The organism is Streptomyces sp. XY006 (assembly GCF_002237655.1).
Taxonomy (GTDB): domain Bacteria; phylum Actinomycetota; class Actinomycetes; order Streptomycetales; family Streptomycetaceae; genus Streptomyces; species Streptomyces levis.
On sequence record NZ_NOKT01000033.1, the window covers coordinates 23,545 to 48,256 of the forward strand.

The window sequence follows — 24,712 nt, forward strand, 5'->3', positions numbered from 1 at the left end:
TGGTGCGTGGCACCATCGGGAGGTCATGACTGCTCCCACGAAGCCCTCGCAGCCCGAACCCGCCGGGACCCCCGCGGTCCCTTCTCCCGCCGCTGCTCCGGCCGTCCCTTCCCCCGCGTCGCCCGGCACGGACCTGCACTCCCCCGTCATCGACTGGTTCGACGAGAACGCCCGCGACCTGCCCTGGCGGCGCCCCGAGGCCGGGGCGTGGGGCGTGATGGTCAGTGAGTTCATGCTCCAGCAGACGCCGGTGAGCCGCGTCCTGCCCGTCTACGAGCAGTGGCTGGCCCGCTGGCCGCGCCCCGCCGACCTCGCCCGGGAGGCGCCCGGCGAGGCCGTGCGCGCCTGGGGCCGGCTCGGCTACCCGCGCCGCGCCCTGCGGCTGCACGGCGCCGCCGTCGCGATAACGGAACGGCACGGCGGCGACGTACCGTCCGACCACGCCCAGTTGCTGGCCCTGCCCGGCATCGGCGAGTACACGGCCGCCGCAGTCGCCTCCTTCGCCTACGGGCAGCGCCACCCCGTGCTGGACACCAACGTGCGCCGGGTCCTGGCCCGCGCGGTCACCGGCGTGCAGTACCCGCCCAACGCCACCACCGCCGCCGAACGCAGGCTGGCCCGCGCGCTGCTGCCCGACGACGAGCCGACCGCCGCCCGCTGGGCCGCCGCCTCCATGGAGCTGGGCGCGCTGGTGTGCACGGCCAAGAGCGAGTCGTGTCACCGCTGCCCGATCGCCGCGCAGTGCGCGTGGCGGCTGGCGGGCAAGCCGGCGCACGACGGCCCGCCGCGCCGCGGCCAGACGTACGCGGGCACCGACCGTCAGGTGCGCGGGCGGCTGCTCGCCGTGCTGCGGGAGGCGCACGGACCGGTGCCGCAGGCGGCCCTGGACCGGGTGTGGCACGAGCCGGTGCAGCGGGCCCGCGCCCTCGACGGGCTCGTCGCCGACGGTCTGGTGGAGCCGATGGCGGGCGGGCTGTACCGGCTGCCGCTGACCTGACGCACAGGAACGTCACAGACGCTTCCCCGCCGCCGCCCTGCTTCAGCGGCTTCAACGGCCGGGCAAATCACCCCATAACCATCTCAACTGGCCCACCGTTTTACCCCGTTCCGACATCCGTTACACAACCGACGGACAGCCGAGCGCTGGCCGCAGGCTGCTTCGGACAGCGCCGTGACAAGGCCTCCGTACCTTCGGATGCGTTCCCGGAAGACCCGGGACGACTGAGGACCACAGGCAGTGCACGGGCGGCGGGGAGCCGGCCCGGACGGGGAAACGGGAGGCGGTTCACCATGGCGCAGGGCGAGGTGCTCGAGTTCGAGGAGTACGTCCGCACCCGGCAGGACGCGCTGCTGCGCAGCGCCCGCCGCCTGGTCCCGGACCCCACGGACGCCCAGGACCTGCTGCAGACGGCACTGGTGCGGACGTACGGCCGCTGGGAGACCATCGAGGACAAGCGGCTGGCCGACGCCTACCTGCGCCGGGTGATGATCAACACCCGGACGGAGTGGTGGCGGGCCCGCAAGCTGGAGGAGGTGCCCACCGAGCAGCTCCCGGACGCCTCGGTCGACGACTCCACCGAGCAGCACGCGGACCGCGCCCTGCTGATGGACGTGCTGAAGGTCCTCGCCCCGAAGCAGCGCAGTGTCGTGGTGCTGCGACACTGGGAGCAGATGTCCACGGAGGAGACGGCCGCCGCCCTCGGCATGTCGGCCGGAACGGTCAAGAGCACGCTGCACCGGGCGCTCGCCCGGCTCCGCGAGGAGCTGGAGTCCCGCGATCTGGACGCACGCGCGCTGGAGCGTGAGGAGCGGGAGCGGTGCGCGGCCTGACCGGCGAGGGTTCCCCGGGGAACCGGGGCGGCATCCAGGCGGTGATCACGGCACTGGCCGTGTTCGCCGCCCTCGCCCTTTTCGCGTCCTCGTGTGCCGCCGGCGGCACCGGAGCCCGGGACGAGGGCCCGGCGCACGCCGACTCGGTGGCGGGTGCCGCCGCGGCCACCCCGACCGCGGTGCCGTCGAAGACACCCGACACCGTGAACGCGGTCGCGCTCATCAAGGACGACCCGAAGGTCGCGCCGGAGGTCAAGCGGGACCTCAAGCCGTGCGTGGCCGACGAGTACCCGGTCGACGTCTCCTACGGGAATCTGACCGGCGGCTCGGCCGACGACGTCGTGGTCAATGTGCTGACCTGCGGCGACGCGGTGGGCGTGGGCAGTTATGTGTACCGCGAGCAGGACGGCTCGTACCAGAATGTGTTCAAGGCCGAGGAGCCCCCGGTCTACGCGGAGATCGACCGCGGCGACCTCGTGGTGACCAAGCAGGTGTACGAGAAGGGCGACCCGGTGTCGAGTCCCTCCGGGGAGAACGTGATCACGTACCGGTGGTCGTCCGGCCGGTTCGACGAGGAGTACCGCACGCACAACGACTACGGGAAGGTCGTCGGCGACACCCCGTCGCCGGCGCCCGCGAGCTGACGCCGCCGCACGGCCGCGTGAACCGTTCGGGCGCCCCGGACCGATGACTCGGTGAACGCGGCGCCCGTTTCGCGCGTCACAGCGAAGAGAACGCACCCCACGAACCCCTAAGGACAGAGAGCACCGGGATGGCAGACCAGACCCACGTCCTGTTCGTCGAGGACGACGACGTCATCCGCGAGGCCACGCAGCTGGCCCTGGAACGGGACGGCTTCGCGGTCACCGCCATGCCCGACGGGCTGTCGGGCCTGGAGGCGTTCCGGGCCGACCGGCCCGACATCGCGCTGCTGGACGTGATGGTCCCCGGCCTGGACGGGGTCAGTCTGTGCCGCCGTATCCGGGACGAGTCGACCGTGCCGGTGATCATGCTGTCGGCCCGGGCCGACTCCATCGACGTGGTGCTGGGCCTGGAGGCGGGCGCCGACGACTACGTGACCAAGCCGTTCGACGGGGCCGTGCTGGTCGCCCGGATCCGCGCGGTGCTGCGGCGGTTCGGGCATGCGGGCGGGGGCCGCGCCGAGGAGCAGGCCGCCCCGGCCGACGGCGGGGTGCTGACCTTCGGGGACCTGGAGGTCGACACCGAGGGCATGGAGGTCCGCCGGGCCGGGCAGCCGGTGGCGCTGACGCCGACCGAGATGCGGCTGCTGCTGGAGTTCTCCTCGGCGCCGGGCACGGTGCTCTCCCGGGACAAGCTGCTGGAGCGGGTGTGGGACTACGGCTGGGGCGGGGACACCCGGGTCGTCGACGTGCACGTGCAGCGGCTGCGGCAGAAGATCGGCCAGGACCGGATCGAGACGGTCCGGGGTTTCGGCTACAAGTTGAAGGCCTGAGCGGGGTATGAGGGGGCACTTCCGGCGCCTGGTCGCCACGGGTCTGGAGCGCGCGGGCATCCGCACGGGCCTGAGATGGAAGCTGAGCGCGGCCATCGCGCTGGTCGGCGCGCTGGTGGCGATCGCGCTGAGCCTGGTCGTGCACAACGCCGCGCGGGTGTCGATGCTGGACAACGCGCGCGACCTCGCCGACGAGCGCATCATGATCGCCCAGCGCAACTTCGAGCTGTCCGGGCGTATGAACTTCCCCAACACCAAGATCGACGACCCGAACCTCCCGGAGGAGCTGCGGGACCGGGTCGAGGCGGGCCAGCGGGCCACCTACGTGGCGGACCGGCCCGGTGACGCGCCGGACATATGGGCCGCGGTGCCGCTGAAGAACGGGCACGTGATGTCCCTGCACTCGGGCTTCACGGACCGCAGCTCGGACATCCTCAAGGACCTCGACCAGGCCCTGGTGATCGGGTCGATCGCCGTCGTCCTCGGCGGCAGCGCGCTCGGCGTGCTCATCGGCGGCCATCTGTCGCGGCGGCTGCGCAAGGCGGCCGTCGCGGCCAACCAGCTCGCGGGCGGCGAGACGGACGTGCGCGTGCGGGACGCCATGGGCGGGGTCGTGCGGGACGAGACCGACGACCTGGCCAGCGCGGTGGACGCCATGGCGGACGCCCTGCGCCAGCGCATCGAGGCCGAACGGCGGGTCACCGCCGACATCGCGCACGAACTGCGCACCCCGGTGACCGGGCTGCTGACCGCCGCCGAACTGCTGCCGCCCGGCCGCCCGACCGAGCTGGTGCTGGACCGGGCCAAGGCCATGCGCACGCTCGTCGAGGACGTGCTGGAGGTGGCCCGTCTCGACGGCGCCTCGGAGCGGGCGGAGCTGCAGGACATCATGCTGGGCGAGTTCGTCGCCCGGCGGGTGGCGGCCAAGGACCCGGACATCGAGGTGCGGATCGTGCACGAGTCGGAGGTCACCACGGACCCCCGGCGCCTGGAGCGCGTGCTGTTCAACCTGCTGGCCAACGCGGCCCGGCACGGCAAGCCGCCCGTCCAGGTCACCGTCGAGGGCCGGGTCATCCGGGTGCGCGACCACGGCCCGGGCTTCCCGGAGGACCTGCTCGCCGAGGGGCCGAGCCGCTTCCGCACCGGCAGCAAGGACCGGGCCGGGCACGGCCACGGCCTCGGCCTGACCATCGCGGCCGGGCAGGCCCGCGTGCTGGGCGCCCGGCTGACCTTCCGCAACGTCCGCACGCCGGGCGCGCCGGAGGGCGTACCGGCCGAGGGCGCGGTGGCGGTGCTGTGGCTGCCGGAACACGCGCCGACGAACACGGGCAGCTACCCGATGCTGCCGGCGTCCTGACGGCCCGCCCCCCGGATCAGCAGGTCCAGTCCTGGTCCAGGTCGAGACCGCCCTCGCGGCGCTGGGTGAACGAGAACCAGTTGCCGGAGTCGTCGCGGAAGAGCGCCTCCGTGCCGTACGGACGCTCCTGCGGCTCCTGGAGGAACTCCACGCCCCGGTCCTTGAGCTTGCGGTAGTCGCCGTGGATGTCGTCGGTGGTCAGCACGCCCGCGCCGAGCGCGCCCTTGGTCACCAGCGTGCGAAACATCTCGGCGGACTCGGGGTCCGTCGCGGGCCCGCCGGGCACCATCAGGGTGAGCTCGACGTCGGGCTGGTTCGGCGAGCCGACCGTGAGCCAGCGCATGCCGCCCTCGCCCATGGTCATGTCCGTACGGACCTCCAGACCCAGCTTCTCCGTGTAGAACTCCTTGGCCCGGTCCTGGTCGAGGACCCAGACGGTCGAGATGGCGAGACCCTTGATCATGGCGTGCTCCTGCTGCTTCGCGGCTCGTCGTGCGTGCCCTGCCACCGTAGGCAGCGGGGATGTCAGCGCGCTTCTCCGGAATTGCGCTGCTCGTCGGCGGGGGCCGGCGCGGGGGCGGAACGGAAGCCGCCGGCCCAGAGCATGGCGTAGCAGCCCGGTATCAGGGCGGCTCCGCGGCCGACGTGCCTGGACCGGTACGCGCTGGGGGTCATCCCCGTCCACGCCTTGAAGCGGGCCGAGAAGGTGCCGACGCTGCTGAAGCCGACCAGGTGGCAGATCTCCGTCACCGAGAGGTTCGCCGTGCGCAGCAGGTCCTCGGCGCGGTCGATCCGGCGGTGCGTGAGGTACTGGCCGGGGGTCTCGCCGTAGGCCTCCTTGAAGGCGCGGATGAAGTGATACCGCGAGTACCCGGCGTGCGCGGCCACCGTGTCCAGGTCGAGCCCGGGGTCGGCCCAGTCCCGGTCCATGGCGTCCTTGGCGAGCCGGACCTGCCGCATCCTGTCCATGCGACCGATGGTGACACGGGGGTCTGACATCGGCCGGTGCGCAGAGGGACGGGGGCGCGGGACAGCGGAGTGCGGGCACGGGCTGGGGGTCGTCCCCGTGTGCGCCGGAACGCGAGTGCGGGCACGGGCTGGGGGTCGTCCCCGTGTGCGCCGGAACGCGAGTGCGGGCACGGCAAAGCCCCCGGGGCCGGAACCCGGGGGCTTGTACGCGAGCCGATGTGCAACACGGCCGTAAGTCGGTGATGTGCCACTCGGCGACAGGCCGGTCAGTGACGTGCCGCTCGGTGACCTGCCGCTCGGTGACAGGCCAGTCGGTCACGTACCGGTCAGTGACGTGCCACTCGGCGACAGGCCGGTCGGTGACGTGCCGGTCGGCGACAGGCCGGTCGGTGACGTTGTCGCCGTTTCGCGCGGCGTCGGTCAGACCGCCTCGGCCATCGGGGCCGGAGCCGCCGGGCCGTCGGCCTTGCCGTCCTCCGCCGACTTGGGGCCCGCTCCCTTCAGCGGCACCTCCTTCACGAACACCGCCGCCGCCAGGGCGAGGACCGCCACCGCTGCTCCCAGCAGGAACGCCGAGTGCGTACCGGCGGCGACCGCGTGCTGGTAGGCCTCCCGGGCCGCCTCCGGCAGCCTGGCCAGGCTCGCCTGGTCGAGCTGGGCGGACTGCTCGGTCACCTTCGAGCCCAGCGCCCCGGCCCGCTCGGCCATGACGTCCTGGACGCGGTGGTTGAACAGCGCGCCCATGATCGCGACGCCGAAGGAGGACCCCAGGGTGCGGAAGAGGGTGGTGGACGAGGACGCGACGCCCATGTCCTTCATCTCCACGCTGTTCTGCGCGACCAGCATGGTGATCTGCATCAGGCAGCCCATGCCGAGGCCGACCACGGCCATGAAGACACCGGACGTGAACCGCGAGGTCCCCGTGTCCATCGTGGACAGCAGGTACAGGCCGACGATCATCAGCGCGCTGCCCAGCACCGGGAACACCTTGTAGCGGCCGGTGTTGGTGGTCACGCGCCCGGCGACCATCGACGTGACGAGCATCGCGCCGAGCATCGGCAGCAGCAGCAGCCCGGAGTTGGTCGCGGAGGCGCCCTGCACGGCCTGCTGGTAGAAGGGCAGGAACAGCGTGGCGCCGAACATCACGAAGCCCGTGATGAAGCCGATGACCGACATCAGCGTGAAGTTCAGGCTGCGGAAGATGTGCAGCGGCAGGACCGGCTCCGCGGCGCGGGTCTGCCAGAACACGAACCCGACCAGTGCGGCGACGCCGATCCCGATCAGCTCCATGATCCGCGCCGAGGTCCAGGCGTACTCGGTGCCGCCCCAGGTGGTGACCAGCACGATCGCGGTGATGCCGACGGTCAGCAGCCCGGCGCCCAGGTAGTCGATCCGCGCCTGGGCCCGCTTCTTCGGCAGGTGCAGCACGGCGCTGACGGCGACCAGCGCGACCACGCCGAGCGGCAGGTTGATGTAGAACGCCCAGCGCCAGCCCCAGTTGTCGGTGATCGTGCCGCCGACGAGCGGGCCGCCGATCATCGCCAGCGCCATGACGCCGGCCATCATGCCCTGGTACTTGCCGCGCTCCCGGGGCGGGATCAGGTCGCCGATGATCGCCATGACGCCGACCATCAGACCGCCGGCGCCGAGGCCCTGGACCGCGCGGAAGCCGATGAGCTGGCCCATGTCCTGGGCCATGCCGCTGAGCGCCGAGCCGATCAGGAACAGGACGATCGACGACAGGAACGTGCCCTTGCGGCCGTACATGTCGCCGAGCTTGCCCCACAGCGGGGTCGAGGCGGCGGTGGCGAGCGTGTACGAGGTGACCACCCACGAGAGGTGTTCGAGCCCGCCCAGCTCACCGACGATCGTCGGCATCGCCGTGCCGATGATCATGTTGTCGAGCATCGCGAGCATCATCGCGATCATCAGCGCGAGGAGCACGACCCGCACGCTCCTGGGCTGTTTCCCCCCGGTACCGGCGTCGGCCGCCGCCACCGTGTCCGTCGTGTCCGCCATCGCTTCCCACTCCCCCAGCTACCGCTACTTACTTGCCGACCGGCTAGTGACTACACTCGGAAGCTAGCCGCGGAACTAGCCGGGCGTCAAGTAAGTTTATGGAAAGCGAGCGGCGTAGGAGGATGGGCGGCACCATGGACGGCACCAGGCAGCGGCGCCGCGGGGACACCCGCCGGCGCATCCAGGACGTGGCCCTCGAACTCTTCGCGGAGCAGGGCTACGAGAAGACGTCCTTGCGCGAGATCGCCGAGCGCCTGGACGTCACCAAGGCGGCGCTCTACTACCACTTCAAGACGAAGGAAGAGATCCTCGTCAGCATCTTCGAGGACCTCACGCAGCCGATCGAGGACCTGATCGACTGGGGCCGGAGCCGGCCGCACACGCTGGAGACCAAGCAGGAGATCATCCGCCGCTACGCCGACACGCTCGCCGAGGCGGCCCCGCTGTTCCGCTTCATGCACGACAACCAGGCATCGGTGCGGGACCTGCGGATCGGCGAGTCCTTCAAGGCGCGCGTGCACAGCCTGCGCGACATCATCGTCGACCCGGACGCGGACCTGGTCGACCAGGTCCGCTGCGCCAGCGCGATCTTCACGCTGCACGCCGGGATGTTCCTGCTCCAGGACGTGGGAGACGACCCCGAGGAGCGGCACAAGGCCGTTCTCGAGGTCGCCACGGATCTGGTGACCCAGGCCCACCGGGGAGCCAGGAGCTCCTAGCGGACCCGGTCGGCGCGGGGCCGGGTCAGACCTTCACGCCCTTGGCGCGCAGGAACTTGACCGGGTCGACCGCCGAGCCGTAGTTCGGGGTCGTGCGGATCTCGAAGTGCAGGTGGGGACCGCTGGAGTTGCCGGTGTTGCCGGACCGGGCGATCTCCTGGCCGGTCTTGACGACCTGGCCGATGCGCACGTTGACCTTCGACAGGTGGGCGTACTGCGAGTAGGTGCCGTTGCCGTGCTTGATCACGACGGCGTTGCCGTAGGCGGGGCCGTCACCGGCGCCGTTGCCGCCGGCCTTGACCACCGTGCCGCCGTGGGCGGCGACGACCTGGGTGCCGCTCGGGACGGCGTAGTCCTGGCCGCTGTGGGTGGACTGCCACATGCCGCCGTTCTGGGCGAAGCTCGCGGAGAGCTTGTACTTCTTCACCGGGTCGACCCAGGACGGCTTGGCCTTCTTCGCGGCCGCCTTCTTCGCGGCGGCCTTCTTCTCGGCCGCCTTCTTCGCCGCGGCGGCCTGGGCGGCCTTCTCGGCCTTCACGGCCTCGGCCTTGGCGGCCTTGGCCTGGGCGGCGGCCTGTGCCTGGACGGCACTGGCGGCACCGGACGCGGCCGTGGTGTCGGCGGCGGACGCGACCCCGGCTCCCAGTGCGACCGAGACACCGAGGCCGGCGGCCAGCACGGTCGCACGGGTGCGGAGCTGGGACGTACGGAAGGAACGGGACGTGACGCGCTGGGACATCGAAACCTCGTGGGGAAGGGGACGGAGAAAACCACCCGGCGCGCAGTCGCTCGCCGAATGGCCATCCCTTGGTAACCCGAGGCCCGACAAACTCCCAAAAACGTGATCTACGACAGAAGTTAGTAATTTCGTTCAGTGTTCTACGTCTCTTGACACACCCCTCATTCGGGACGAAACAGAGCATGAGCCTGCACTTCCGCCCCTTCCACGGGGGCGATGCCCGTTTCCTCCCGGGCCGCTCACCACTATTCCAGGTAGTAACGGACATATCGCCTGTGCGGCATGTCACCGGAGCCCTTCTGCGGTCCTTCCGGAAATGTGGCGCACGCTACTAGGCACCTACCGTCCGGTAACCCTACGGTTCCCCTCGCGCCACCCTCGCCCACGAGCATGCACACGACATGTTGGCAGCGTCATTGACGTGAGAGGACCCCCACGACATGCAGACCCGACGCCCCTGGCTGCACCGCGCATCCGTCACCGCCGTCTCGGCGGCCGCCCTGGTGGCCATGGCCGCACCGGCCGACGCGGCGACCCCCACCCGCGCCTCCGCGCCCGCCACAGCCGCCGCCACGACCGCGGCGGCGGACGTCGACTACGCCACCTGGCAGCGGGACTGTCAGGCCGTGATGGACCAGGCGCTGCCCTACCTGAAGCAGCGGATCGCGGCCCCGAAGCCGGGCGAGAAGCAGGCTGTCGTCCTCGACATCGACAACACGGCGCTGGAGACGGACTTCGGCTTCAGCTACCCGCAGCCGGCCAACAAGCCGGTCCTGGAGGCCGCCAGATACGCGCAGGAACGCGGCGTCGCCGTGTTCTTCGTGACCGCCCGCCCCGGGATCATCTACTCGTTCACCGAGTACAACCTGAAGCAGACCGGCTACCGGGTCTCCGGGCTCTACGTCCGCAACTTCATCGACCTCTTCAAGAACGTCGCCGACTACAAGACGGCCCAGCGCGTCGACATCGAGAAGAAGGGCTACACGATCATCGCGAACATCGGCAACAGCGCCACCGACCTCTCGGGCGGCCACGCCGAGCGGACGTTCAAGCTGCCGGACTACGACGGCCAGCTCTCCTGACCGCCTGACCGACTGCGGGCAGTCTCGCCCCCGTTTCGTGATCCCGGGGGCGAGACGGCCGGCCCCGACGGTGCTCGACAGCAGCCCGGCGCCCCCATGGGCGACGTCCAAGCGGTCCGCCTCGGCCACCGCGAGCCGGCCAGGCGGCTGCACCGCTCGGGCCCCGCCCCCGACGGCCTGGCCGGCCTGCCGCTCACCGATCTGGTGCTCGCCCACCTGGTGCTCTCCGCCCCCGACGCGGTCCTCACCGGACTGGCGGTACCTGCGGCGGCTCACCCGGCTCTCCATCACCCGGAGCCTCCCGGGAGACCGGCTCACCGGCACCCTGCCCACCGAGGCGCCCCTGCTCAGCCTCTTCCTGGGGATGGACTCCACCCTCTCCACGGGCCTGCGCGGCCTGTCCCGGTGGCCCACGCTGCCGTCCCTCACGTCCGGCGTGTCCGGCCGGCAGTGCCTGAGCGCCGAGGACTGGTCCGAGGTGGCCGCCCTGCCGGTGCTGGCGTCGCTGTCCCGCTACGGCGCCCGGAGGCCTACGCCCACGAGGCCGCCATGTCGGAGCTGCCCGGCGGGCGGGATCCGCGGATTCTCGGCGATCCGCCGGCCATCAAGGCGCTGCCGGTCATCGCCTCCCGGCTGCCCGGGCCGCCCACGGTGGGTGTCGGCCCGCTCCACGGCGGCTCCCTCGCCCCCTACGCCGACGGCTTCCCCACCGTCGAGATCATCCGCGTCCGACCCCGGACACGGCGAAGGGGCCGGTGCCCGGAAGGCACCGGCCCCTCTCGTCCGGCTCACTCGGCCGTGACGGTCACGCGTCCTTGCTCAGGTTCGGACCCGTGCCGCCGGCCGCCTGCTCGATCGGCGGGACGTCGGGCAGGGCCGACTTCTCCTCGCCGCGGAAGGTGAAGGTCTTGGCCTCGCCCTCGCCCTCCGTGTCCACGACCACGATGTGACCGGGACGGAGCTCGCCGAAGAGGATCTTCTCCGACAGCGAGTCCTCGATCTCGCGCTGGATGGTGCGGCGCAGCGGACGCGCACCCAGCACGGGGTCGTAGCCCTTCCTGGACAGCAGCTCCTTGGCGGACTGGGAGAGCTCGATGCCCATGTCCCGGTCCTTGAGGCGCTCGTCCACCTTGCCGATCATCAGGTCGACGATCTTGAGGATGTCGTCCTGGCTGAGCTGCGGGAAGACGACCACGTCGTCGACGCGGTTGAGGAACTCGGGCCGGAAGTGCTGCTTGAGCTCGTCCTGGACCTTGTTCTTCATGCGCTCGTAGTTGGTCTTCGTGTCACCCGAGGCCGCGAAGCCCAGGTTGAAGCCCTTGGAGATGTCCCGGGTGCCGAGGTTGGTCGTCATGATGATGACCGTGTTCTTGAAGTCCACGACCCGGCCCTGGGAGTCGGTCAGGCGACCGTCCTCCAGGATCTGCAGCAGCGAGTTGAAGATGTCCGGGTGGGCCTTCTCGACCTCGTCGAAGAGGACCACCGAGAACGGCTTGCGCCGCACCTTCTCGGTCAGCTGGCCGCCCTCTTCGTAGCCCACGTAACCGGGGGGCGAACCGAAGAGACGCGAGACCGTGTGCTTCTCGCTGAACTCCGACATGTCGAGGGAGATCAGCGCGTCCTCGTCGCCGAAGAGGAACTCGGCGAGCGCCTTGGACAGCTCGGTCTTACCGACACCGGACGGGCCGGCGAAGATGAACGAGCCACCGGGACGCTTGGGGTCCTTCAGACCGGCACGCGTACGGCGGATCGCCTTCGACAGCGCCTTGACGGCGTCGTTCTGGCCGATGACCCGCTTGTGGAGTTCCTCCTCCATGCGCAGCAGGCGGGAGGACTCCTCCTCGGTGAGCTTGAAGACCGGAATGCCGGTGGCGGTCGCGAGGACCTCGGCGATCAGCTCGCCGTCGACCTCGGCGACGACGTCCATGTCGCCGGCCTTCCACTCCTTCTCCCGCTTGGCCTTGGCGGCGAGGAGCTGCTTCTCCTTGTCGCGCAGGGACGCGGCCTTCTCGAAGTCCTGCGAGTCGATCGCGGACTCCTTGTCCCGGCGGACACCGGCGATCTTCTCGTCGAACTCGCGCAGGTCCGGCGGCGCGGTCATCCGGCGGATGCGCATCCGGGAACCGGCCTCGTCGATCAGGTCGATCGCCTTGTCCGGCAGGAAGCGGTCCGAGATGTACCGGTCGGCCAGCGTGGCGGCCTGGACCAGCGCCTCGTCCGTGATGGACACGCGGTGGTGGGCCTCGTACCGGTCGCGCAGACCCTTGAGGATCTCGATCGTGTGCGGCAGGGACGGCTCCGCGACCTGGATGGGCTGGAAGCGGCGCTCCAGGGCCGCGTCCTTCTCCAGGTGCTTGCGGTACTCGTCCAGCGTGGTCGCACCGATGGTCTGCAGCTCACCGCGGGCCAGCATGGGCTTGAGGATGGAGGCCGCGTCGATGGCGCCCTCGGCGGCACCCGCGCCGACCAGCGTGTGGAGCTCGTCGATGAACAGGATGATGTCGCCGCGGGTGCGGATCTCCTTGAGCACCTTCTTCAGGCGCTCCTCGAAGTCACCGCGGTAACGGGAGCCGGCGACCAGGGCACCGAGGTCCAGGGTGTAGAGGTGCTTGTCCTTGAGGGTCTCGGGCACCTCGCCCTTGACGATGGCCTGGGCGAGGCCCTCGACGACGGCGGTCTTGCCGACGCCGGGCTCACCGATCAGCACCGGGTTGTTCTTCGTACGGCGGGACAGCACCTGCATGACCCGCTCGATCTCCTTCTCGCGCCCGATGACCGGGTCGAGCTTGGACTCACGAGCGGCCTGGGTGAGGTTCCGGCCGAACTGGTCGAGGACCAGGGACGTGGAGGGGGTGCCCTCGGCAGGACCGCCGGCGGTGGCGGTCTCCTTGCCCTGGTAACCGGAGAGCAGCTGGATCACCTGCTGCCGCACGCGGTTCAGATCTGCGCCCAGCTTGACCAGGACCTGGGCGGCGACGCCCTCGCCCTCGCGGATCAGGCCGAGCAGGATGTGCTCCGTGCCGATGTAGTTGTGGCCCAGCTGAAGGGCCTCGCGGAGCGACAGCTCCAGGACCTTCTTGGCACGGGGGGTGAAGGGGATGTGCCCGGACGGGGCCTGCTGGCCCTGGCCGATGATCTCCTCCACCTGCTGGCGGACCGCCTCGAGCGAAATCCCGAGGCTCTCAAGGGCCTTGGCGGCGACACCTTCACCCTCGTGGATCAGGCCCAGGAGGATGTGTTCAGTGCCGATGTAGTTGTGGTTGAGCATCCGGGCTTCTTCCTGAGCCAGGACGACAACCCGCCGCGCGCGGTCGGTGAACCTCTCGAACATCGTTAATCGCTCCTCAGAGCGGTCAGGCAGTGGGGGGAACTTCCCCTCCCTGTCCTTCCGCAGCTTAGTCCCGCAAGCGGGGACCGCTCATTCCAACTGCCGACACCGTCCTTGGCCTCCTGACCCCGAACGCCGACATCTGCTCCAACCCGATGGTGCGAGACGATGTTCCCGCAGGCCAGGCAGATACCCCACTCGCCAGTACGCCGATGGCGAACGTGAGACGTCCTTTCCTGCGTGTCGCCCCCTCCCACTAGGGATGTCTTACCCGGGGGGACCGACAGTCCATGCCGAGCGCCCCCGTTCCCTCCGCTACGGGCGAACAACCTTGCGCCTCCGCGCACCCCCCGCACGCCCCCGTTTCGCCACGCTGTGCGCTCACATCAGCACACAAAGTCACAGCAGCGTAACCCGCGCGCCCTTCCGGCGGTTGCACTTGGCATGTTCGGCGCCCTCCCCTCCGTGACCGGCCGCACACCCGGCGCGATCCCGCGGCCCCGCCGCTGCCGGGTCCGGCGGTGGTACGAGGACGCCCTGGGCTGGCCGACGGCGCCCGGGGACCCGGTGCGGCTGGCGCTCGGGGTGCGCTTCGACGTCCTGGACGTACCGGCGGAGGCGGGAGCCGCCGCGCTGCGGCGCCTGGGGCCGCGCTCTCCGGTGGCCGTCCGGGGCGGGCGCGTGCAGCTGCTGGTGGCCGCGGGCAGCGCGGAGGAGCTGCCGGGGCTGCTGGAGTGGCTGGACTGGGGAACCCTGCCGCTGGACCTCAGGGCCCTCGGCTCGGGCGCTTGCCTTCAGGCGCCGCTGCCGCCGGCGGCGTCCCTCCGGGAGGAGGCGCCGTCGCTTCGCGTACCGGACGCGCGGTCGGCCGGCGGTACGGGCGACGCGGGCGTCCCGTCACCCCCCGCTACGGGCGTCGCGGGCGTCCCGTCACCCCCCGGTGCGGACGTGCCGCCGCCGCGTGCTCCCGGCCCGGGTGCCGGCCGGCCGCTTCCCCTGGGCCGGCTCGGTTCCCAGGGGGCCGCCGTGTGGCTGCGGCCCCCCGAGCCGGGATGCGAGGTCGAGGCCTCGCTGCCGACGCTGTCGGCCTTGGGGGGCGGTGGAGACGCCCCCGATCTCGTGCGGCTGGTGGACACGGTGGCCACGCACTGCCACCGGGTCCGGCTGCGGCGCGCGGGCGCCCAGCCGCCGGCCTCGCGTACGCAGGGTCGGTAGTGCCGCTGTTCAGCCGTTGGCCTTCTCGTAAGCCTCGCGGATGGTCGCGGGAACACGGCCGCGGTCGTTGACCTCGTAGCCGTTCTCCTTCGCCCAGGCGCGGATCGCCGCGGTGTCCTGGCTGCCGCTGGAAGCGGCGCGCGTCTTTCCGCGCCCGCCCGAAGCACGGCCTCCGGTACGACGACCGCCCTTCACGTAAGGCTCGAGAAGGCCACGGAGCTTGTCCGCATTGGCGGTGGTGAGATCGATCTCGTACGTCTTGCCGTCCAGCGCGAACGTCACGGTCTCGTCCGCCTCGCCACCGTCGAGGTCGTCGACAAGAAGGACCTGAACCTTCTGTGCCACCGGATTTCCTTTCATCGATATCTTCAGGGCCGGGGTGTGCCGGCGTCCGCCGTATCGCCGTCCCCTGTTATATGCAGTACTGCAGTACCTCGGAAAGCAAACCGCTTTTGCCGGAAAAACACAAACCCTCGGCAGAGACCGGTAGCCCCGCCTCCGTCCGGAAACGTGCGCGTTTCGGACATAGGGCACCGGGGCAGGGGGCGCGCCTCGGAATATGCCTTGACGAACCGGGCGGGCCCAGTTGTGGCCGGACTGTTGTCCGCCTCGGCGATCACAGATGCAGAAGCATCCGGCTGTTGCCCAAGGTGTTCGGTTTCACTCGTTCGAGACCGAGGAACTCCGCGACACCCTCGTCATAGGAACGCAGCAGCTCCGCGTAGACATCCGTGTCGACCGGGGTCTCGCCGATCTCCACGAAGCCGTGCTTGCCGAAGAAGTCGACTTCGAAGGTCAGACAGAAAACCCGGCGAACGCCGAGCCAGCGGGCGGTCTGCAGCAACTTCTCCAGCACCAGGTGCCCGACGCCCGCGCCCTTGAGGCCGGGCTGCACCGCGAGAGTGCGCACTTCCGCGAGGTCTTCCCACATCACGTGCAGGGCGCCGCAGCCGACGACCTCGGCGTTGTCGTCGCGTTCCGCGACCCAGAACTCCTGGATGTCCTCGTAAAGGGTCACCGTTGCTTTGTCGAGGAGGATGCCCCCGCGGACGTAGGCGTCAAGGAGGCGACGCACGGCCGGGACATCGCTGGTGCGCGCCCGCCGGACGGTGATGGCTTTTGCGGGGGCGTCGGGGCTCTTCGCGGACATGAACGGACGCTATCGCCCGCCGGACCCCTGAGCCGAGGCGGGGTTCTCCGGGGGGCCTTCCGCGGGTTCTGCCTGTTCCGGCTGTTCCGCCTGTTCCGGCTCGGTTGCGGCTTCCCGGGCTTCCGCGGATTCCGACGGTTCGGTCGGTTCCTGCGTTTCCGGGCCCTGGACGATGCGTACGGCATCGCTGAGAGCCTGACGCTGTTCCTCGCTCATCATGCCGAAGAAGGCGACGAGAGCGGCGGCGGGGTTGTCGCTCTGCGACCAGGCGTCGTTCATCAGGGCGGCGGCGTAGGCGGCGCGGGTGGAGACCGCCTCATATCGATAGGCGCGGCCTTCCGCCTCGCGGCGCACCCAGCCCTTCTGGTGGAGATTGTCCAAAACGGTCATCACCGTGGTGTAGGCGATGGACCGCTCCTTCTGAAGATCTTCCAGGACTTCTCGAACGGTCACGGGGCGGTTCCACTTCCAGACCCGCGACATGACCGCGTCTTCGAGTTCTCCCAATGGGCGAGGCACAGCTCAGAACAATAGTGGGAGATCTCGGTAATGGCGTGGCGGACGTGCGCTTCACCGACGAACGGGAACAAAAAGGGCGTACGACTCGGAGGCGCGGGCACCGTGCGACGGGCCCCGCGGAGTCGTACGCCCTGGGAGAGGTGAGGTCAGGCGCCGGTCTTCGGAGCGGGCGCGGAGGGCTGGCGGACGCCCTCCACACGCGTGAGGGCGGCGTCGACGGCCGCGTCCTCCTTGGCCTTGTTGGCGCCGCCCTGTGTCTTCACGATCACCCGGATCACGCCGATGAAGAACACGGCCATGACGACCGGGGGCAGCAGCGCGGAGACGTAGTCCATGGATCCAGGGTAGCCACGTCAGCCCGCGGCGAGCTGCTGGGGGTTCGCCGGGGGTGGCGGGGCGGGTTTGCGGCGCGGGAAGACCTCGCCCGGGGTGGGGATCGGGCGGGAGGGCTTCGGGCCGCCCGGGGCGGGCGCCGGATCCGGGGCCGGGGAGGGCTTGGGAGCGGGCTTCGGGGCCGGCGGCTTGCGGGCGGGCTTCTTCTCGGGCTGCCGGTCGGCTCCGCCGGGCAGGGCCAGGAGGCGGGTGCGGGCGGCGGGGACGGTGGAGTGCACGCCGGGGTCCGCCGGGGCGCTGGTGGTGACGAGGGTGACCGTGCAGCGGTCCAGCAGGGCCGCGGCGGCGGGGTTGCCGCGCAGGGCGCGCAGGGCGGTGAGGTCGTCGGGACGGGGGCGGTAGCCGGCGGCCAAAGCCTCGTCGAGGAGTGTGAGGTAGCCGGCGGCGGTGCCGGGGAGTGCGGCGCGGTACCGGCCCAGGTCGGCCACGAGGAAGGCACGGAGCCTGGCCCCCTCCCGCATCGCCTCGTCGAGCGACTCTGCGAGACGGAGACAGTCCTGGACGTCGTCGGACGAGGCGGAGGTCGGGTGGAGGGCGAGGGCGAGAGCGCGGCGGAGCACACGCAGCTCCTCCACGCCGAACGCCATGCCGCCGCGGGATCCGTAGGGCGTGGGCATGCGGCGACGATACGCGCTAATCAGACAATTTCGACATAGCGGACGGGTGTGGCGCGGGGGACCACCCGGGTGGGCGGGGGTGCGGGTGCCCGCTGAGCTGCGGGCCGCCGTGCCGCCGGGGCGGCACGGGTGGGCGCGGCGGTGCCCCGCCGCGCCGGGCTGCGCACCCACCCGGCCCTGGTGGCGACGCCCCGCACCGCTCACATGCGGGAGACGTTCCGCTCGTACACCAGGCGCAGGCCGATCAGGGTCAGCCACGGCTCGTGCTCGTCGATGACCGAGGACTCGCCCAGGACCATCGGCGCCAGGCCGCCCGTGGCGATGACGGTGACGTCGTCGGGGTCCTCCGCCAGCTCGCGGGCCACCCGGTTGACCACGCCGTCGACCTGGCCGGCGAAGCCGTAGATGATGCCCGACTGCATCGCCTCGACCGTGTTCTTGCCGATCACGCTGCGCGGCCGGGCCACCTCGATCTTGCGGAGCTGGGCGCCGCGGACGCCGAGGGCCTCGACGGAGATCTCGATGCCGGGGGCGATGACGCCGCCGACGTACTCGCCGCGCGCGCTGACCGCGTCGAACGTCGTCGCCGTGCCGAAGTCGACGACGATCGCGGGGCCGCCGTAGAGCTCGACGGCCGCGACCGCGTTGATGATGCGGTCCGCGCCGACCTCCTTGGGGTTGTCCATGAGGATCGGGACGCCGGTCTTGACGCCCGGTTCGACGAGGATGGCGGGCACGTCGCCGTAGTAGCGGCGCGTCACCTCGCGCAGCTCGTGCAGGACCGAGGGGACGGTCGCGCAGATGGCGATGCCGTCGATGCCGTCGCCCAGCTCGTCGCCGAGCAGCGGGTGCATGCCCATCAGGCCCTGGAGGAGGACCGCCAGCTCGTCGGCGGTGCGGCGCGCGTCCGTGGAGATGCGCCAGTGTTCGACGATCTCCTCCCCGTCGAACAGGCCCAGGACCGTGTGGGTGTTTCCTACGTCGATCGTCAGCAGCATGGCCCGTACCCGCTCCCCTACTCCGCCGGCCGCAGGTCCAGGCCGATGTCCAGGATCGGCGAGGAGTGGGTGAGGGCTCCGACGGCCAGGTAGTCGACGCCGGTGTCGGCGTAGGCCTTGGCGTTGTCGAGGGTGAGGCGGCCTGAGGCCTCCAGCGCGGCGCGGCCCTGGACGATCGCGACGGCCTCCGCGCACTCGGCGGGCGTGAAGTTGTCCAGAAGGATCAGGTCGGCGCCGGCGTCCAGCACCTCGCGGAGCTGGTGCAGGGTGTCGACCTCGACCTCGATGGGGACCTCGGGGAAGCGGGCGCGGACCGCCTGGAAGGCCTGGGCGACGCCGCCCGCGGCGACCACGTGGTTGTCCTTGACGAGTGCCGCGTCCGAGAGGGACATGCGGTGGTTGACGCCGCCGCCGCAGCGGACCGCGTACTTCTCCAGGCTGCGCAGGCCGGGGGTGGTCTTGCGGGTGTCGCGGACCCTGGCCTTGGTGCCCTCCAGGACGTCCGCCCACGCGCGCGTGGCCGTCGCGACACCCGACAGGCGGCACAGGATGTTCAGCGCGCTGCGCTCGGCGGTGAGCAGGTCGCGGGTACGGGTGGTGACCGAGAGCAGCTTCTGGCCCGCCTCGACGCGGTCGCCGTCCTCGGCGTGGCGCTCGATCTCCAGCTCCTCCTCGCAGACGACCGAGATGACGGCCTCGGCGACGCGCAGGCCGGCCACGACGCCCGCCTCGCGGGCGGTGAAGTCGGCCGTGGCCACCGCGTCCTCGGGGATCGTCGCGACCGTGGTCACGTCCACGCCGTGGGCCAGATCCTCCTGGAGTGCCACGTTGGCGATGTCCTCGACCTCGACGGGGTCGAGACCGGCGTCGGCCAGGAGCTGGGCGAGCGCGGGGTCGAGGCCGCACTCCAGGTACGTCTCGTCGTCCGCGCCGCAGGCGCAGCCGTCGCCGCAGCCGCCGGAGGAGGCGAGGGGAAGGTCGGGGGTGGTCACGTCGGTCACTGCTCCTGGAGGGCGGGGGGCGGGAGGGTCGCGGGGAAGTGTGTCGTGTCCGTGGTGTGCACGGCCAGGCTCCGGTCGGGGTTCAGGCGTACGACGATGTGGCGGCGCCAGGCCGTGTCGTCGCGCTCGGGGTGGTCCTCGCGCCAGTGGCAGCCCCGGGTCTCCTCGCGCAGCCGGGCGGCGGCGACCAGGACGCGGGCCACGCACAGCAGGTTGGTGGCCTCCCAGGTGTCGACGCCGGGCTCGGCCGTCTTGCCGTTCTCGGCGAGGGCCTCCCGGGCGTCCGTGTGCAGGCGCTGGAGCTGGTCGGCGGCCTTGGTGAGCGACTCCGCCGAGCGCAGGACGCCCGCCCCGACGGTCATGATCCGCTGGATGGTGAAGCGGGCCTCGGCGGTCTGCAGGGGGTGCTCGGGGATCTCGGGGTGCGGCAGCGGCCGCGGCACGCGCGCGTGCAGGCCGGTCGCCGCGATGTCGGCCGCGATGCGCTCGGCGTAGACGAGCCCTTCGAGCAGGGAGTTGGAGGCCAGGCGGTTGGCGCCGTGCACGCCGGTGCAGGCGACCTCGCCGCACGCGTACAGGCCCGGGACGGTCGTACGGCCGTGGGAGTCGGTGCGGACGCCGCCGGAGGCGTAGTGGGCGGCCGGGGCTACCGGTACGGGCTGGGTGACCGGGTCGATGCCGTGGGCGCGGCAGGCGGCCAGGATCGTCGGGAAGCGGTGCTCCCACATCTCGGCGCCGAAGTGGCGGGCGTCGAGGTACATGTGCTCGGCGTCCTGCTCCTGCATGCGGCGCGTGATGCCCTTGGCGACGATGTCCCGGGGGGCCAGCTCGGCGAGTTCGTGCTGGCCGACCATGAAGCGCACGCCGTCGGCGTCCACCAGGTGGGCGCCCTCGCCGCGCACCGCCTCGGAGACCAGGGGCTGTTGCCCCTCGGCGTCCGGGCCGAGGAACAGCACGGTCGGGTGGAACTGGACGAACTCCAGGTCGCTGACCTCGGCGCCCGCGCGCAGGGCCAGGGCCACGCCGTCACCGGTGGACACCGACGGGTTGGTCGTGGCGGAGAAGACCTGGCCCATGCCGCCCGTGGCGAGGACCACCGCGGGGGCGTGGACGGCGCCGACGCCGTCGTGCTGGCCCTCGCCCATCACGTGCAGGCTGACGCCGGCCGTGCGGCCCTCGGCGTCCGTGAGGAGGTCCAGCACGAGGGCGTTCTCGACGGTGCGCACACCGCGCGCGCGGACCGCCTCGACCAGGGCGCGGGAGATCTCGGCGCCGGTGGCGTCGCCGCCGGCGTGGGCGATGCGGCGGCGGTGGTGGCCGCCCTCGCGGGTCAGTTCCAGACCGCCCTCGGTGGACTCGTCGAACCGGGCGCCGGTCTCGATCAGCCGGCGCACGGCGTCGGGTCCCTCGGTGACGAGGAGACGCACGGCCTCCTCGTCGCACAGGCCCGCGCCCGCGACCAGGGTGTCGTCGAGGTGCTGCTCGGGGGTGTCGCCCTCGCCGAGGGCCGCGGCGATGCCGCCCTGCGCCCAGCGGGTGGAGCCGTCGTCGAGCCGGGCCTTGGTGACGACCACGGTGCTCAGTCCGGCCGCCTCGCAGCGCAGGGCCGCGGTCAGCCCCGCCACGCCGGAGCCGACGACGACCACGTCCGCGGCGATGGACCACCCGGGGGCGGGCGCGTGCAGTCGTATGCCTGTGGAGGTCACGAGGCGGCTCCGAGGGTTCCGAAGGTGAGGGGGATGTTGTCGATCAGCCGGGTCGCCCCGACCCGGGCGGCGACGGCCAGGACCGCCTCGCCGGTGAAGTCGTCGCCGATCTCGGTGAAGTCGGTCGGGTCGACCAGGGCGAGGTAGTCCAGCCTGAGCGGCGGTTCGAGGCGGGCGGCCTCGTCGAGGACCTGGCGGGCGGCCGCGCGGACGGCGGCCGGGCCGCCCGGGACGGCCGTCGCCACGGCGTGCGCGTCGGCCGCCGCGCGGGACTCGCCGAGGGCGCTGAGGGCCTCGGCACGCGCGCGTGTGGCGGGCACCTCGCGAGCCCGGGCGCGCAGCGCCTCCTGCGCGGCGTGCCGGTCCTGGCCCGCGAACAGCGCCCGGGACAGGGCGAGGGCCGTGCGCCGCTCGGCGGCGGAGAGGTAACGGTTGCGGCTGGACAGGGCCAGGCCGTCCTCCTCGCGCACGGTGGGCACGCCGACGATCTCCACGCCGAAGTTCAGGTCCCGCACCATGCGGCGGATCAGCGCGAGCTGCTGGGCGTCCTTCTGGCCGTACAGGGCGACGTCGGGGCGGGTGAGGTGCAGCAGCTTGGCGACGACCGTCAGCATGCCGTCGAAGTGCCCCGGGCGGGAGGAGCCCTCCAGGCGCTCCCCCATGGGGCCGGCGGTGACGCGGACCTGGGGTTCGCCGCCCGGGTAGACCTCGTCCACGGCGGGGGCGAACACGACGTCGGCGCCCGACCGCCCGGCGAGCTCGACGTCGGCGTCCAGGGTGCGCGGGTAGCGGTCGAGGTCCTCGCCCGCGCCGAACTGCAGCGGGTTGACGAAGACGGTGACGACGACCTCGCCCCCGGGTCCGGCGATGGCGCGGGCCGTGCGGATGAGCGTGGCGTGGCCCTCGTGCAGGGCGCCCATCGTCATCACCACGGCACGGCGGCCCGTACGCGCGCGTGCGTGCAGTTCACCGGCGGTGCGCAGCAGGGTGGTGGTCATCGGGCGTCCCCCTCGGTGCCTCGGGTCCCGTCGGTCTCGTCGGCGAGTACCCCGAGGAGGTTCTCGGCGAGCTCCGGCTTCAGCAGGCCGTGCGCCAGGGCGCGGTCGGCGGTGGCGCGGGCCATGGCCAGGTATCCGGCGACGGTCTGCGGGGCGTGCCGGCGCAGCTGCGTGACGTGCGCGGCGACCGTGCCCGCGTCCCCGCGCGCGACCGGGCCGGTGAGGGCCGCGTCGCCGGAGCGCAGGGCGTTGTCCAGGGCCGCGCCGAGCAGCGGGCCGAGCATCCGGTCGGGGGCGGACACCCCGGCCGCGCCGAGCAGTTCCATCGACTGGGCGACCAGCGTGACCAGGTGGTTGGCGCCCAGGGCGAGGGCCGCGTGGTACAGCGGCCGGTTCTCCTCGGCGATCCACTCCGGCTCGCCGCCCATCTCGATGACCAGGGCCTCGGCGGCCAGGCGCAGCTCCTCGGGCGCGGTGACGCCGAAGGAGCAGCCGGCCAGGCGCTGGACGTCCACGGGCGTGCCGGTGAAGGTCATCGCCGGGTGCAGGGCCAGCGGCAGCGCGCCCGCGCGCAGGGCGGGGTCGAGCACGCCCACGCCGTACCGGCCGGAGGTGTGCACGAGCAGCTGCCCCGGCCGTACCGAACCGGTGTCGGCGAGACCCGCGACCAGCTTCGGCAGGGCGTCGTCCGGGACGGTCAGCAGCACCAGGTCGGCCCGCTTCAGGACGTCCTCGGGCGGCAGCACCGGCACGTCGGGCAGCAGCTGCGCGGCCCGGCGCCGGGAGGCGTCGGACACCGCGGAGACGGCGACCGGGCGGTGCCCGGCGAGCTGGAGGGACGCGGCCAGTGCGGGTCCCACGCGGCCGGCGCCGACGACGCCGACGGTGAGCCGCGCGGGGCGGTCCCTGGGGTCTGGCTGTGGGGTTGTGTTCACTCGACGGCGGCCTTCCCGTTCCAGTCCGCTCCGGGTACCGGACGATTTCTCGTCATGTTAACGCGATCGGTTCCGGGGGCGTCCGGTTGTCCACAGGCTGTGCGTTCCGGTGGACACGGCGGCGATGGGCTCGTGTGCGGCCCGGGCGTACGGAAATGCGGGTGCCGGGCCGCACGCGCGCGGGGGAGGATCCGGGGCATGACTGACACGGCGGAACAGCACGAGCGGGTCCCGGACGAGGACCGGAAGGCACGGCTCCGGGAGCGGCGGCTGGCCGCGCACCGCGCCGCGCACCGGGTGATGGCGCGCTTCGGCTTCCACCAGACGCTGCGCGAGCGCCTGGCCCGGCTGGACGGGGCGGCGGACGTGTACGACCTGGACGCGCTGTCCGACGTGTACGGCGACGGCGTCGTCGAGGCCCTGGAGACGAAGGTCGCCGCGCTGCTCGGCACCGAGGCCGCCGCCTTCTTCCCGACCGGCACGATGGCCCAGCAGGTGGCGCTGCGCTGCTGGGCGGGCCGCACCGGCGACCCGGCCGTCGCCCTGCACGCGCTCGGCCATCCCGAGGTGCACGAGCGGAACGCGTTCCGCGAGGTCGGCGGCCTGCGCCCGGTGCGCGTGACGAGCGAGCCGCGGCAGCCGACCGCGGCCGAGGTCCGTGACTTCGAGGAGCCGTTCGGCGCGCTGATGCTGGAACTGCCGCTCAGGGACGCCGGTTTCGTGCTGCCCTCCTGGGAGGAGCTCACCGAGGTCGTCGCGGCCGCCCGGGAGCGGGACGCGGTGGTGCACTTCGACGGCGCCCGGCTGTGGGAGTCCACCGTCCACTTCGGCCGGCCCCTGGAGGAGATCGCGGGTCTGGCCGACAGCGTCTACGTGTCGTTCTACAAGTCCCTGGAGGCGTTCGGCGGCGCGGCCCTCGCCGGTCCGGCGGAACTCGTCGCCGAGGCGAAGGCCTGGCGGCACCGGTACGGCGGCCTGGTCTTCCAGCAGTTCCCCACCGCTCTGTCGGCGCTGGTCGGGCTGGAGCGGGAACTGCCCCGGCTGCCGGAGTACGTGGCGCACGCGCGCGTGGTGGCCGCCGCCCTGCACGAGGGGTTCGCGGCGGCCGGGACGCCATGGGCGCGGGTGTACCCGCGGGTGCCGCACACCCACGACTTCCAGGTCTGGCTGCCCTACGACCCCGACGTCCTGGCCGAGGCGGCGGTCCGCACCGCCGAGGAGACGGGCGTCGTCCTGTTCGGCAACGCCTGGGACCGGCGCGGCCCGGACGTGGCGGTCACGGAGATCCACGTGCGGGCCGCCGCGCTGGAGTGGACCGCCGAGGACGTCAAGGCCGCGGTCGGGGAGTTCGTGGCCCGGCTTCCGGAGCAGGCCGGGTAGGGCGCCGCCACCACCGGGCCAGGGCCGCCCGGAGCCCGGGGCGGACCGGGCGGCCCGCCAGGACGGCCCGGAACCGCCGTTCCGCGCGCCAGGCCCGCAGCAGCCGCCACTCGTGGGTGCCCGGCGCGGGCGGGGCGGCCTCGCCCAGGGACCGGGCGCGGTGGGCGTCGAGGAGGTACTGCTGCGTGATGCTCATGACTGATCGCCTCTGCGGGACGGAAAGGGGGAGGTCCGAAGGCTCCGCGGACGGCCCCGGTCGTCCCACCGTGCGCCTCGGCCCCGC

The 24,712-nt window shown here is 72.1% G+C and carries 24 protein-coding genes; 9 read left to right on the forward strand and 15 right to left on the reverse strand.

Going from position 1 to position 24,712, the window contains the following annotated elements; genetic code table 11:
* Positions 1 to 25: 25 nt before the first annotated feature.
* The 5 genes from CHR28_RS30890 (at position 26) to cseC (ending at position 4,661) form a co-directional block, all read left to right on the forward strand.
* Positions 26 to 997 carry an A/G-specific adenine glycosylase gene (locus CHR28_RS30890; RefSeq protein WP_094057022.1) on the forward strand — a complete coding sequence of 324 codons (972 nt, stop codon included), beginning with the start codon at positions 26 to 28 and terminating at the stop codon, positions 995 to 997.
* A gap of 293 nt (positions 998 to 1,290) precedes the next feature.
* The gene (locus CHR28_RS30895) at positions 1,291 to 1,830 is read left to right on the forward strand and encodes a SigE family RNA polymerase sigma factor (protein ID WP_010048809.1); all 540 of its coding nucleotides are present in this window, start codon (positions 1,291 to 1,293) and stop codon (positions 1,828 to 1,830) included.
* A complete protein-coding gene (locus CHR28_RS30900) occupies positions 1,818 to 2,474 on the forward strand; it encodes a hypothetical protein (protein ID WP_179272614.1) in 657 nt (218 codons plus the stop codon). Before CHR28_RS30895 ends, CHR28_RS30900 begins: the two co-directional genes overlap by 13 nt.
* A 128-nt stretch (positions 2,475 to 2,602) precedes the next feature.
* The gene (gene cseB / locus CHR28_RS30905) at positions 2,603 to 3,304 is read left to right on the forward strand and encodes a two-component system response regulator CseB (RefSeq protein ID WP_094057023.1); all 702 of its coding nucleotides are present in this window, start codon (positions 2,603 to 2,605) and stop codon (positions 3,302 to 3,304) included.
* Positions 3,305 to 3,311: 7 nt separating this feature from the next.
* Positions 3,312 to 4,661: a two-component system sensor histidine kinase CseC gene (gene cseC, locus CHR28_RS30910; RefSeq protein ID WP_094057024.1), complete on the forward strand. Its 1,350-nt coding sequence runs from the start codon at positions 3,312 to 3,314 to the stop codon at positions 4,659 to 4,661.
* Positions 4,662 to 4,677: 16 nt separating this feature from the next.
* Here cseC and CHR28_RS30915 read toward each other — a convergent pair whose 3' ends face one another.
* The 3 genes from CHR28_RS30915 to CHR28_RS30925 form a co-directional block, all read right to left on the reverse strand.
* Entirely contained in the window at positions 4,678 to 5,124 is a 447-nt protein-coding gene (locus tag CHR28_RS30915; protein WP_094057025.1) for a VOC family protein, read from the reverse strand.
* A 62-nt stretch (positions 5,125 to 5,186) separates the two neighbouring features.
* On the reverse strand, positions 5,187 to 5,621 hold the full coding sequence (locus CHR28_RS30920) for a helix-turn-helix transcriptional regulator (protein ID WP_094057026.1): 435 nt from the start codon (positions 5,619 to 5,621) through the stop codon (positions 5,187 to 5,189).
* 429 nt (positions 5,622 to 6,050) lie between these two features.
* Entirely contained in the window at positions 6,051 to 7,649 is a 1,599-nt protein-coding gene (locus CHR28_RS30925) for an MDR family MFS transporter (RefSeq protein ID WP_094057027.1), read from the reverse strand.
* Positions 7,650 to 7,771: 122 nt separating this feature from the next.
* On the opposite strand from CHR28_RS30925, the gene CHR28_RS30930 reads away from it, so the two are divergent.
* Positions 7,772 to 8,368, forward strand: coding sequence for a TetR/AcrR family transcriptional regulator (locus CHR28_RS30930; RefSeq protein WP_094057028.1), 597 nt, complete (start codon positions 7,772 to 7,774; stop codon positions 8,366 to 8,368).
* 25 nt (positions 8,369 to 8,393) lie between these two features.
* On the opposite strand, the gene CHR28_RS30935 is transcribed toward CHR28_RS30930, so the two are convergent.
* On the reverse strand, positions 8,394 to 9,107 hold the full coding sequence (locus CHR28_RS30935) for a M23 family metallopeptidase (RefSeq protein WP_094057029.1): 714 nt from the start codon (positions 9,105 to 9,107) through the stop codon (positions 8,394 to 8,396).
* A gap of 440 nt (positions 9,108 to 9,547) precedes the next feature.
* On the opposite strand from CHR28_RS30935, the gene CHR28_RS30940 reads away from it, so the two are divergent.
* Positions 9,548 to 10,189 (forward strand): HAD family acid phosphatase, encoded by a 642-nt coding sequence (locus tag CHR28_RS30940; protein WP_094057030.1) that lies wholly within the window; start codon positions 9,548 to 9,550, stop codon positions 10,187 to 10,189.
* Between the two features lie 805 nt (positions 10,190 to 10,994).
* On the opposite strand, the gene CHR28_RS30945 is transcribed toward CHR28_RS30940, so the two are convergent.
* Positions 10,995 to 13,520, reverse strand: a complete 2,526-nt coding sequence (locus tag CHR28_RS30945) for an ATP-dependent Clp protease ATP-binding subunit (protein WP_094057031.1) — start codon at positions 13,518 to 13,520, stop codon at positions 10,995 to 10,997.
* Positions 13,521 to 13,961: 441 nt separating this feature from the next.
* Here CHR28_RS30945 and CHR28_RS30955 point away from each other — a divergent pair, with 441 nt between their 5' ends.
* Positions 13,962 to 14,732 (forward strand): SCO3374 family protein, encoded by a 771-nt coding sequence (locus CHR28_RS30955; RefSeq protein ID WP_094057032.1) that lies wholly within the window; start codon positions 13,962 to 13,964, stop codon positions 14,730 to 14,732.
* 9 nt (positions 14,733 to 14,741) lie between these two features.
* Here CHR28_RS30955 and CHR28_RS30960 read toward each other — a convergent pair whose 3' ends face one another.
* The 10 genes from CHR28_RS30960 to CHR28_RS31005 form a co-directional block, all read right to left on the reverse strand.
* Positions 14,742 to 15,077 carry a histone-like nucleoid-structuring protein Lsr2 gene (locus tag CHR28_RS30960; RefSeq protein WP_094057033.1) on the reverse strand — a complete coding sequence of 112 codons (336 nt, stop codon included), beginning with the start codon at positions 15,075 to 15,077 and terminating at the stop codon, positions 14,742 to 14,744.
* A gap of 271 nt (positions 15,078 to 15,348) precedes the next feature.
* The gene (locus tag CHR28_RS30965; RefSeq protein WP_094057034.1) at positions 15,349 to 15,882 is read right to left on the reverse strand and encodes an amino-acid N-acetyltransferase; all 534 of its coding nucleotides are present in this window, start codon (positions 15,880 to 15,882) and stop codon (positions 15,349 to 15,351) included.
* Between the two features lie 9 nt (positions 15,883 to 15,891).
* Complete coding sequence (locus CHR28_RS30970; RefSeq protein ID WP_373453405.1) at positions 15,892 to 16,365, reverse strand: BlaI/MecI/CopY family transcriptional regulator; 474 nt, start codon at positions 16,363 to 16,365, stop codon at positions 15,892 to 15,894.
* Positions 16,366 to 16,547: 182 nt separating this feature from the next.
* Positions 16,548 to 16,736: a hypothetical protein gene (locus CHR28_RS30975; RefSeq protein ID WP_094057036.1), complete on the reverse strand. Its 189-nt coding sequence runs from the start codon at positions 16,734 to 16,736 to the stop codon at positions 16,548 to 16,550.
* 18 nt (positions 16,737 to 16,754) lie between these two features.
* Positions 16,755 to 17,381, reverse strand: a complete 627-nt coding sequence (locus tag CHR28_RS30980; protein ID WP_094057037.1) for a hypothetical protein — start codon at positions 17,379 to 17,381, stop codon at positions 16,755 to 16,757.
* Positions 17,382 to 17,611: 230 nt separating this feature from the next.
* Positions 17,612 to 18,409 (reverse strand): type III pantothenate kinase, encoded by a 798-nt coding sequence (locus CHR28_RS30985; protein WP_094057038.1) that lies wholly within the window; start codon positions 18,407 to 18,409, stop codon positions 17,612 to 17,614.
* A 17-nt stretch (positions 18,410 to 18,426) separates the two neighbouring features.
* Positions 18,427 to 19,401 carry a carboxylating nicotinate-nucleotide diphosphorylase gene (gene nadC / locus CHR28_RS30990; RefSeq protein WP_094057085.1) on the reverse strand — a complete coding sequence of 325 codons (975 nt, stop codon included), beginning with the start codon at positions 19,399 to 19,401 and terminating at the stop codon, positions 18,427 to 18,429.
* A 5-nt stretch (positions 19,402 to 19,406) separates the two neighbouring features.
* Entirely contained in the window at positions 19,407 to 21,116 is a 1,710-nt protein-coding gene (locus CHR28_RS30995; protein ID WP_094057039.1) for an L-aspartate oxidase, read from the reverse strand.
* Complete coding sequence (panC, locus tag CHR28_RS31000) at positions 21,113 to 22,114, reverse strand: pantoate--beta-alanine ligase (RefSeq protein ID WP_094057040.1); 1,002 nt, start codon at positions 22,112 to 22,114, stop codon at positions 21,113 to 21,115. Before panC ends, CHR28_RS30995 begins: the two co-directional genes overlap by 4 nt.
* The gene (locus tag CHR28_RS31005; protein ID WP_094057041.1) at positions 22,111 to 23,049 is read right to left on the reverse strand and encodes a Rossmann-like and DUF2520 domain-containing protein; all 939 of its coding nucleotides are present in this window, start codon (positions 23,047 to 23,049) and stop codon (positions 22,111 to 22,113) included. The genes panC and CHR28_RS31005 overlap by 4 nt, the downstream gene beginning before the upstream one ends.
* A 198-nt stretch (positions 23,050 to 23,247) precedes the next feature.
* On the opposite strand from CHR28_RS31005, the gene CHR28_RS31010 reads away from it, so the two are divergent.
* Positions 23,248 to 24,429: a threonine aldolase family protein gene (locus CHR28_RS31010; protein ID WP_094057042.1), complete on the forward strand. Its 1,182-nt coding sequence runs from the start codon at positions 23,248 to 23,250 to the stop codon at positions 24,427 to 24,429.
* Positions 24,430 to 24,712: the final 283 nt, after the last annotated feature.

Coding starts and splice junctions, on each gene's coding strand:
- CHR28_RS30955 (WP_094057032.1), top strand. CDS start 13,962: ATGTTCGGCGCCCTCCCCTCCGTGACCGGCCGCACACCCGGCGCGATC.
- CHR28_RS30980 (WP_094057037.1), bottom strand. CDS start 17,381: ATGGCGTTCGGCGTGGAGGAGCTGCGTGTGCTCCGCCGCGCTCTCGCC.
- panC (WP_094057040.1), bottom strand. CDS start 22,114: ATGACCACCACCCTGCTGCGCACCGCCGGTGAACTGCACGCACGCGCG.
- CHR28_RS30970 (WP_373453405.1), bottom strand. CDS start 16,365: ATGTCGCGGGTCTGGAAGTGGAACCGCCCCGTGACCGTTCGAGAAGTC.
- CHR28_RS30895 (WP_010048809.1), top strand. CDS start 1,291: ATGGCGCAGGGCGAGGTGCTCGAGTTCGAGGAGTACGTCCGCACCCGG.
- CHR28_RS30890 (WP_094057022.1), top strand. CDS start 26: ATGACTGCTCCCACGAAGCCCTCGCAGCCCGAACCCGCCGGGACCCCC.
- CHR28_RS30975 (WP_094057036.1), bottom strand. CDS start 16,736: ATGGACTACGTCTCCGCGCTGCTGCCCCCGGTCGTCATGGCCGTGTTC.
- CHR28_RS30915 (WP_094057025.1), bottom strand. CDS start 5,124: ATGATCAAGGGTCTCGCCATCTCGACCGTCTGGGTCCTCGACCAGGAC.
- CHR28_RS30925 (WP_094057027.1), bottom strand. CDS start 7,649: ATGGCGGACACGACGGACACGGTGGCGGCGGCCGACGCCGGTACCGGG.
- CHR28_RS30945 (WP_094057031.1), bottom strand. CDS start 13,520: ATGTTCGAGAGGTTCACCGACCGCGCGCGGCGGGTTGTCGTCCTGGCT.
- CHR28_RS30965 (WP_094057034.1), bottom strand. CDS start 15,882: ATGTCCGCGAAGAGCCCCGACGCCCCCGCAAAAGCCATCACCGTCCGG.
- cseB (WP_094057023.1), top strand. CDS start 2,603: ATGGCAGACCAGACCCACGTCCTGTTCGTCGAGGACGACGACGTCATC.
- CHR28_RS30935 (WP_094057029.1), bottom strand. CDS start 9,107: ATGTCCCAGCGCGTCACGTCCCGTTCCTTCCGTACGTCCCAGCTCCGC.
- cseC (WP_094057024.1), top strand. CDS start 3,312: ATGAGGGGGCACTTCCGGCGCCTGGTCGCCACGGGTCTGGAGCGCGCG.
- CHR28_RS30985 (WP_094057038.1), bottom strand. CDS start 18,409: ATGCTGCTGACGATCGACGTAGGAAACACCCACACGGTCCTGGGCCTG.
- CHR28_RS30930 (WP_094057028.1), top strand. CDS start 7,772: ATGGGCGGCACCATGGACGGCACCAGGCAGCGGCGCCGCGGGGACACC.
- CHR28_RS31010 (WP_094057042.1), top strand. CDS start 23,248: ATGACTGACACGGCGGAACAGCACGAGCGGGTCCCGGACGAGGACCGG.
- CHR28_RS30920 (WP_094057026.1), bottom strand. CDS start 5,621: ATGCGGCAGGTCCGGCTCGCCAAGGACGCCATGGACCGGGACTGGGCC.
- CHR28_RS30940 (WP_094057030.1), top strand. CDS start 9,548: ATGCAGACCCGACGCCCCTGGCTGCACCGCGCATCCGTCACCGCCGTC.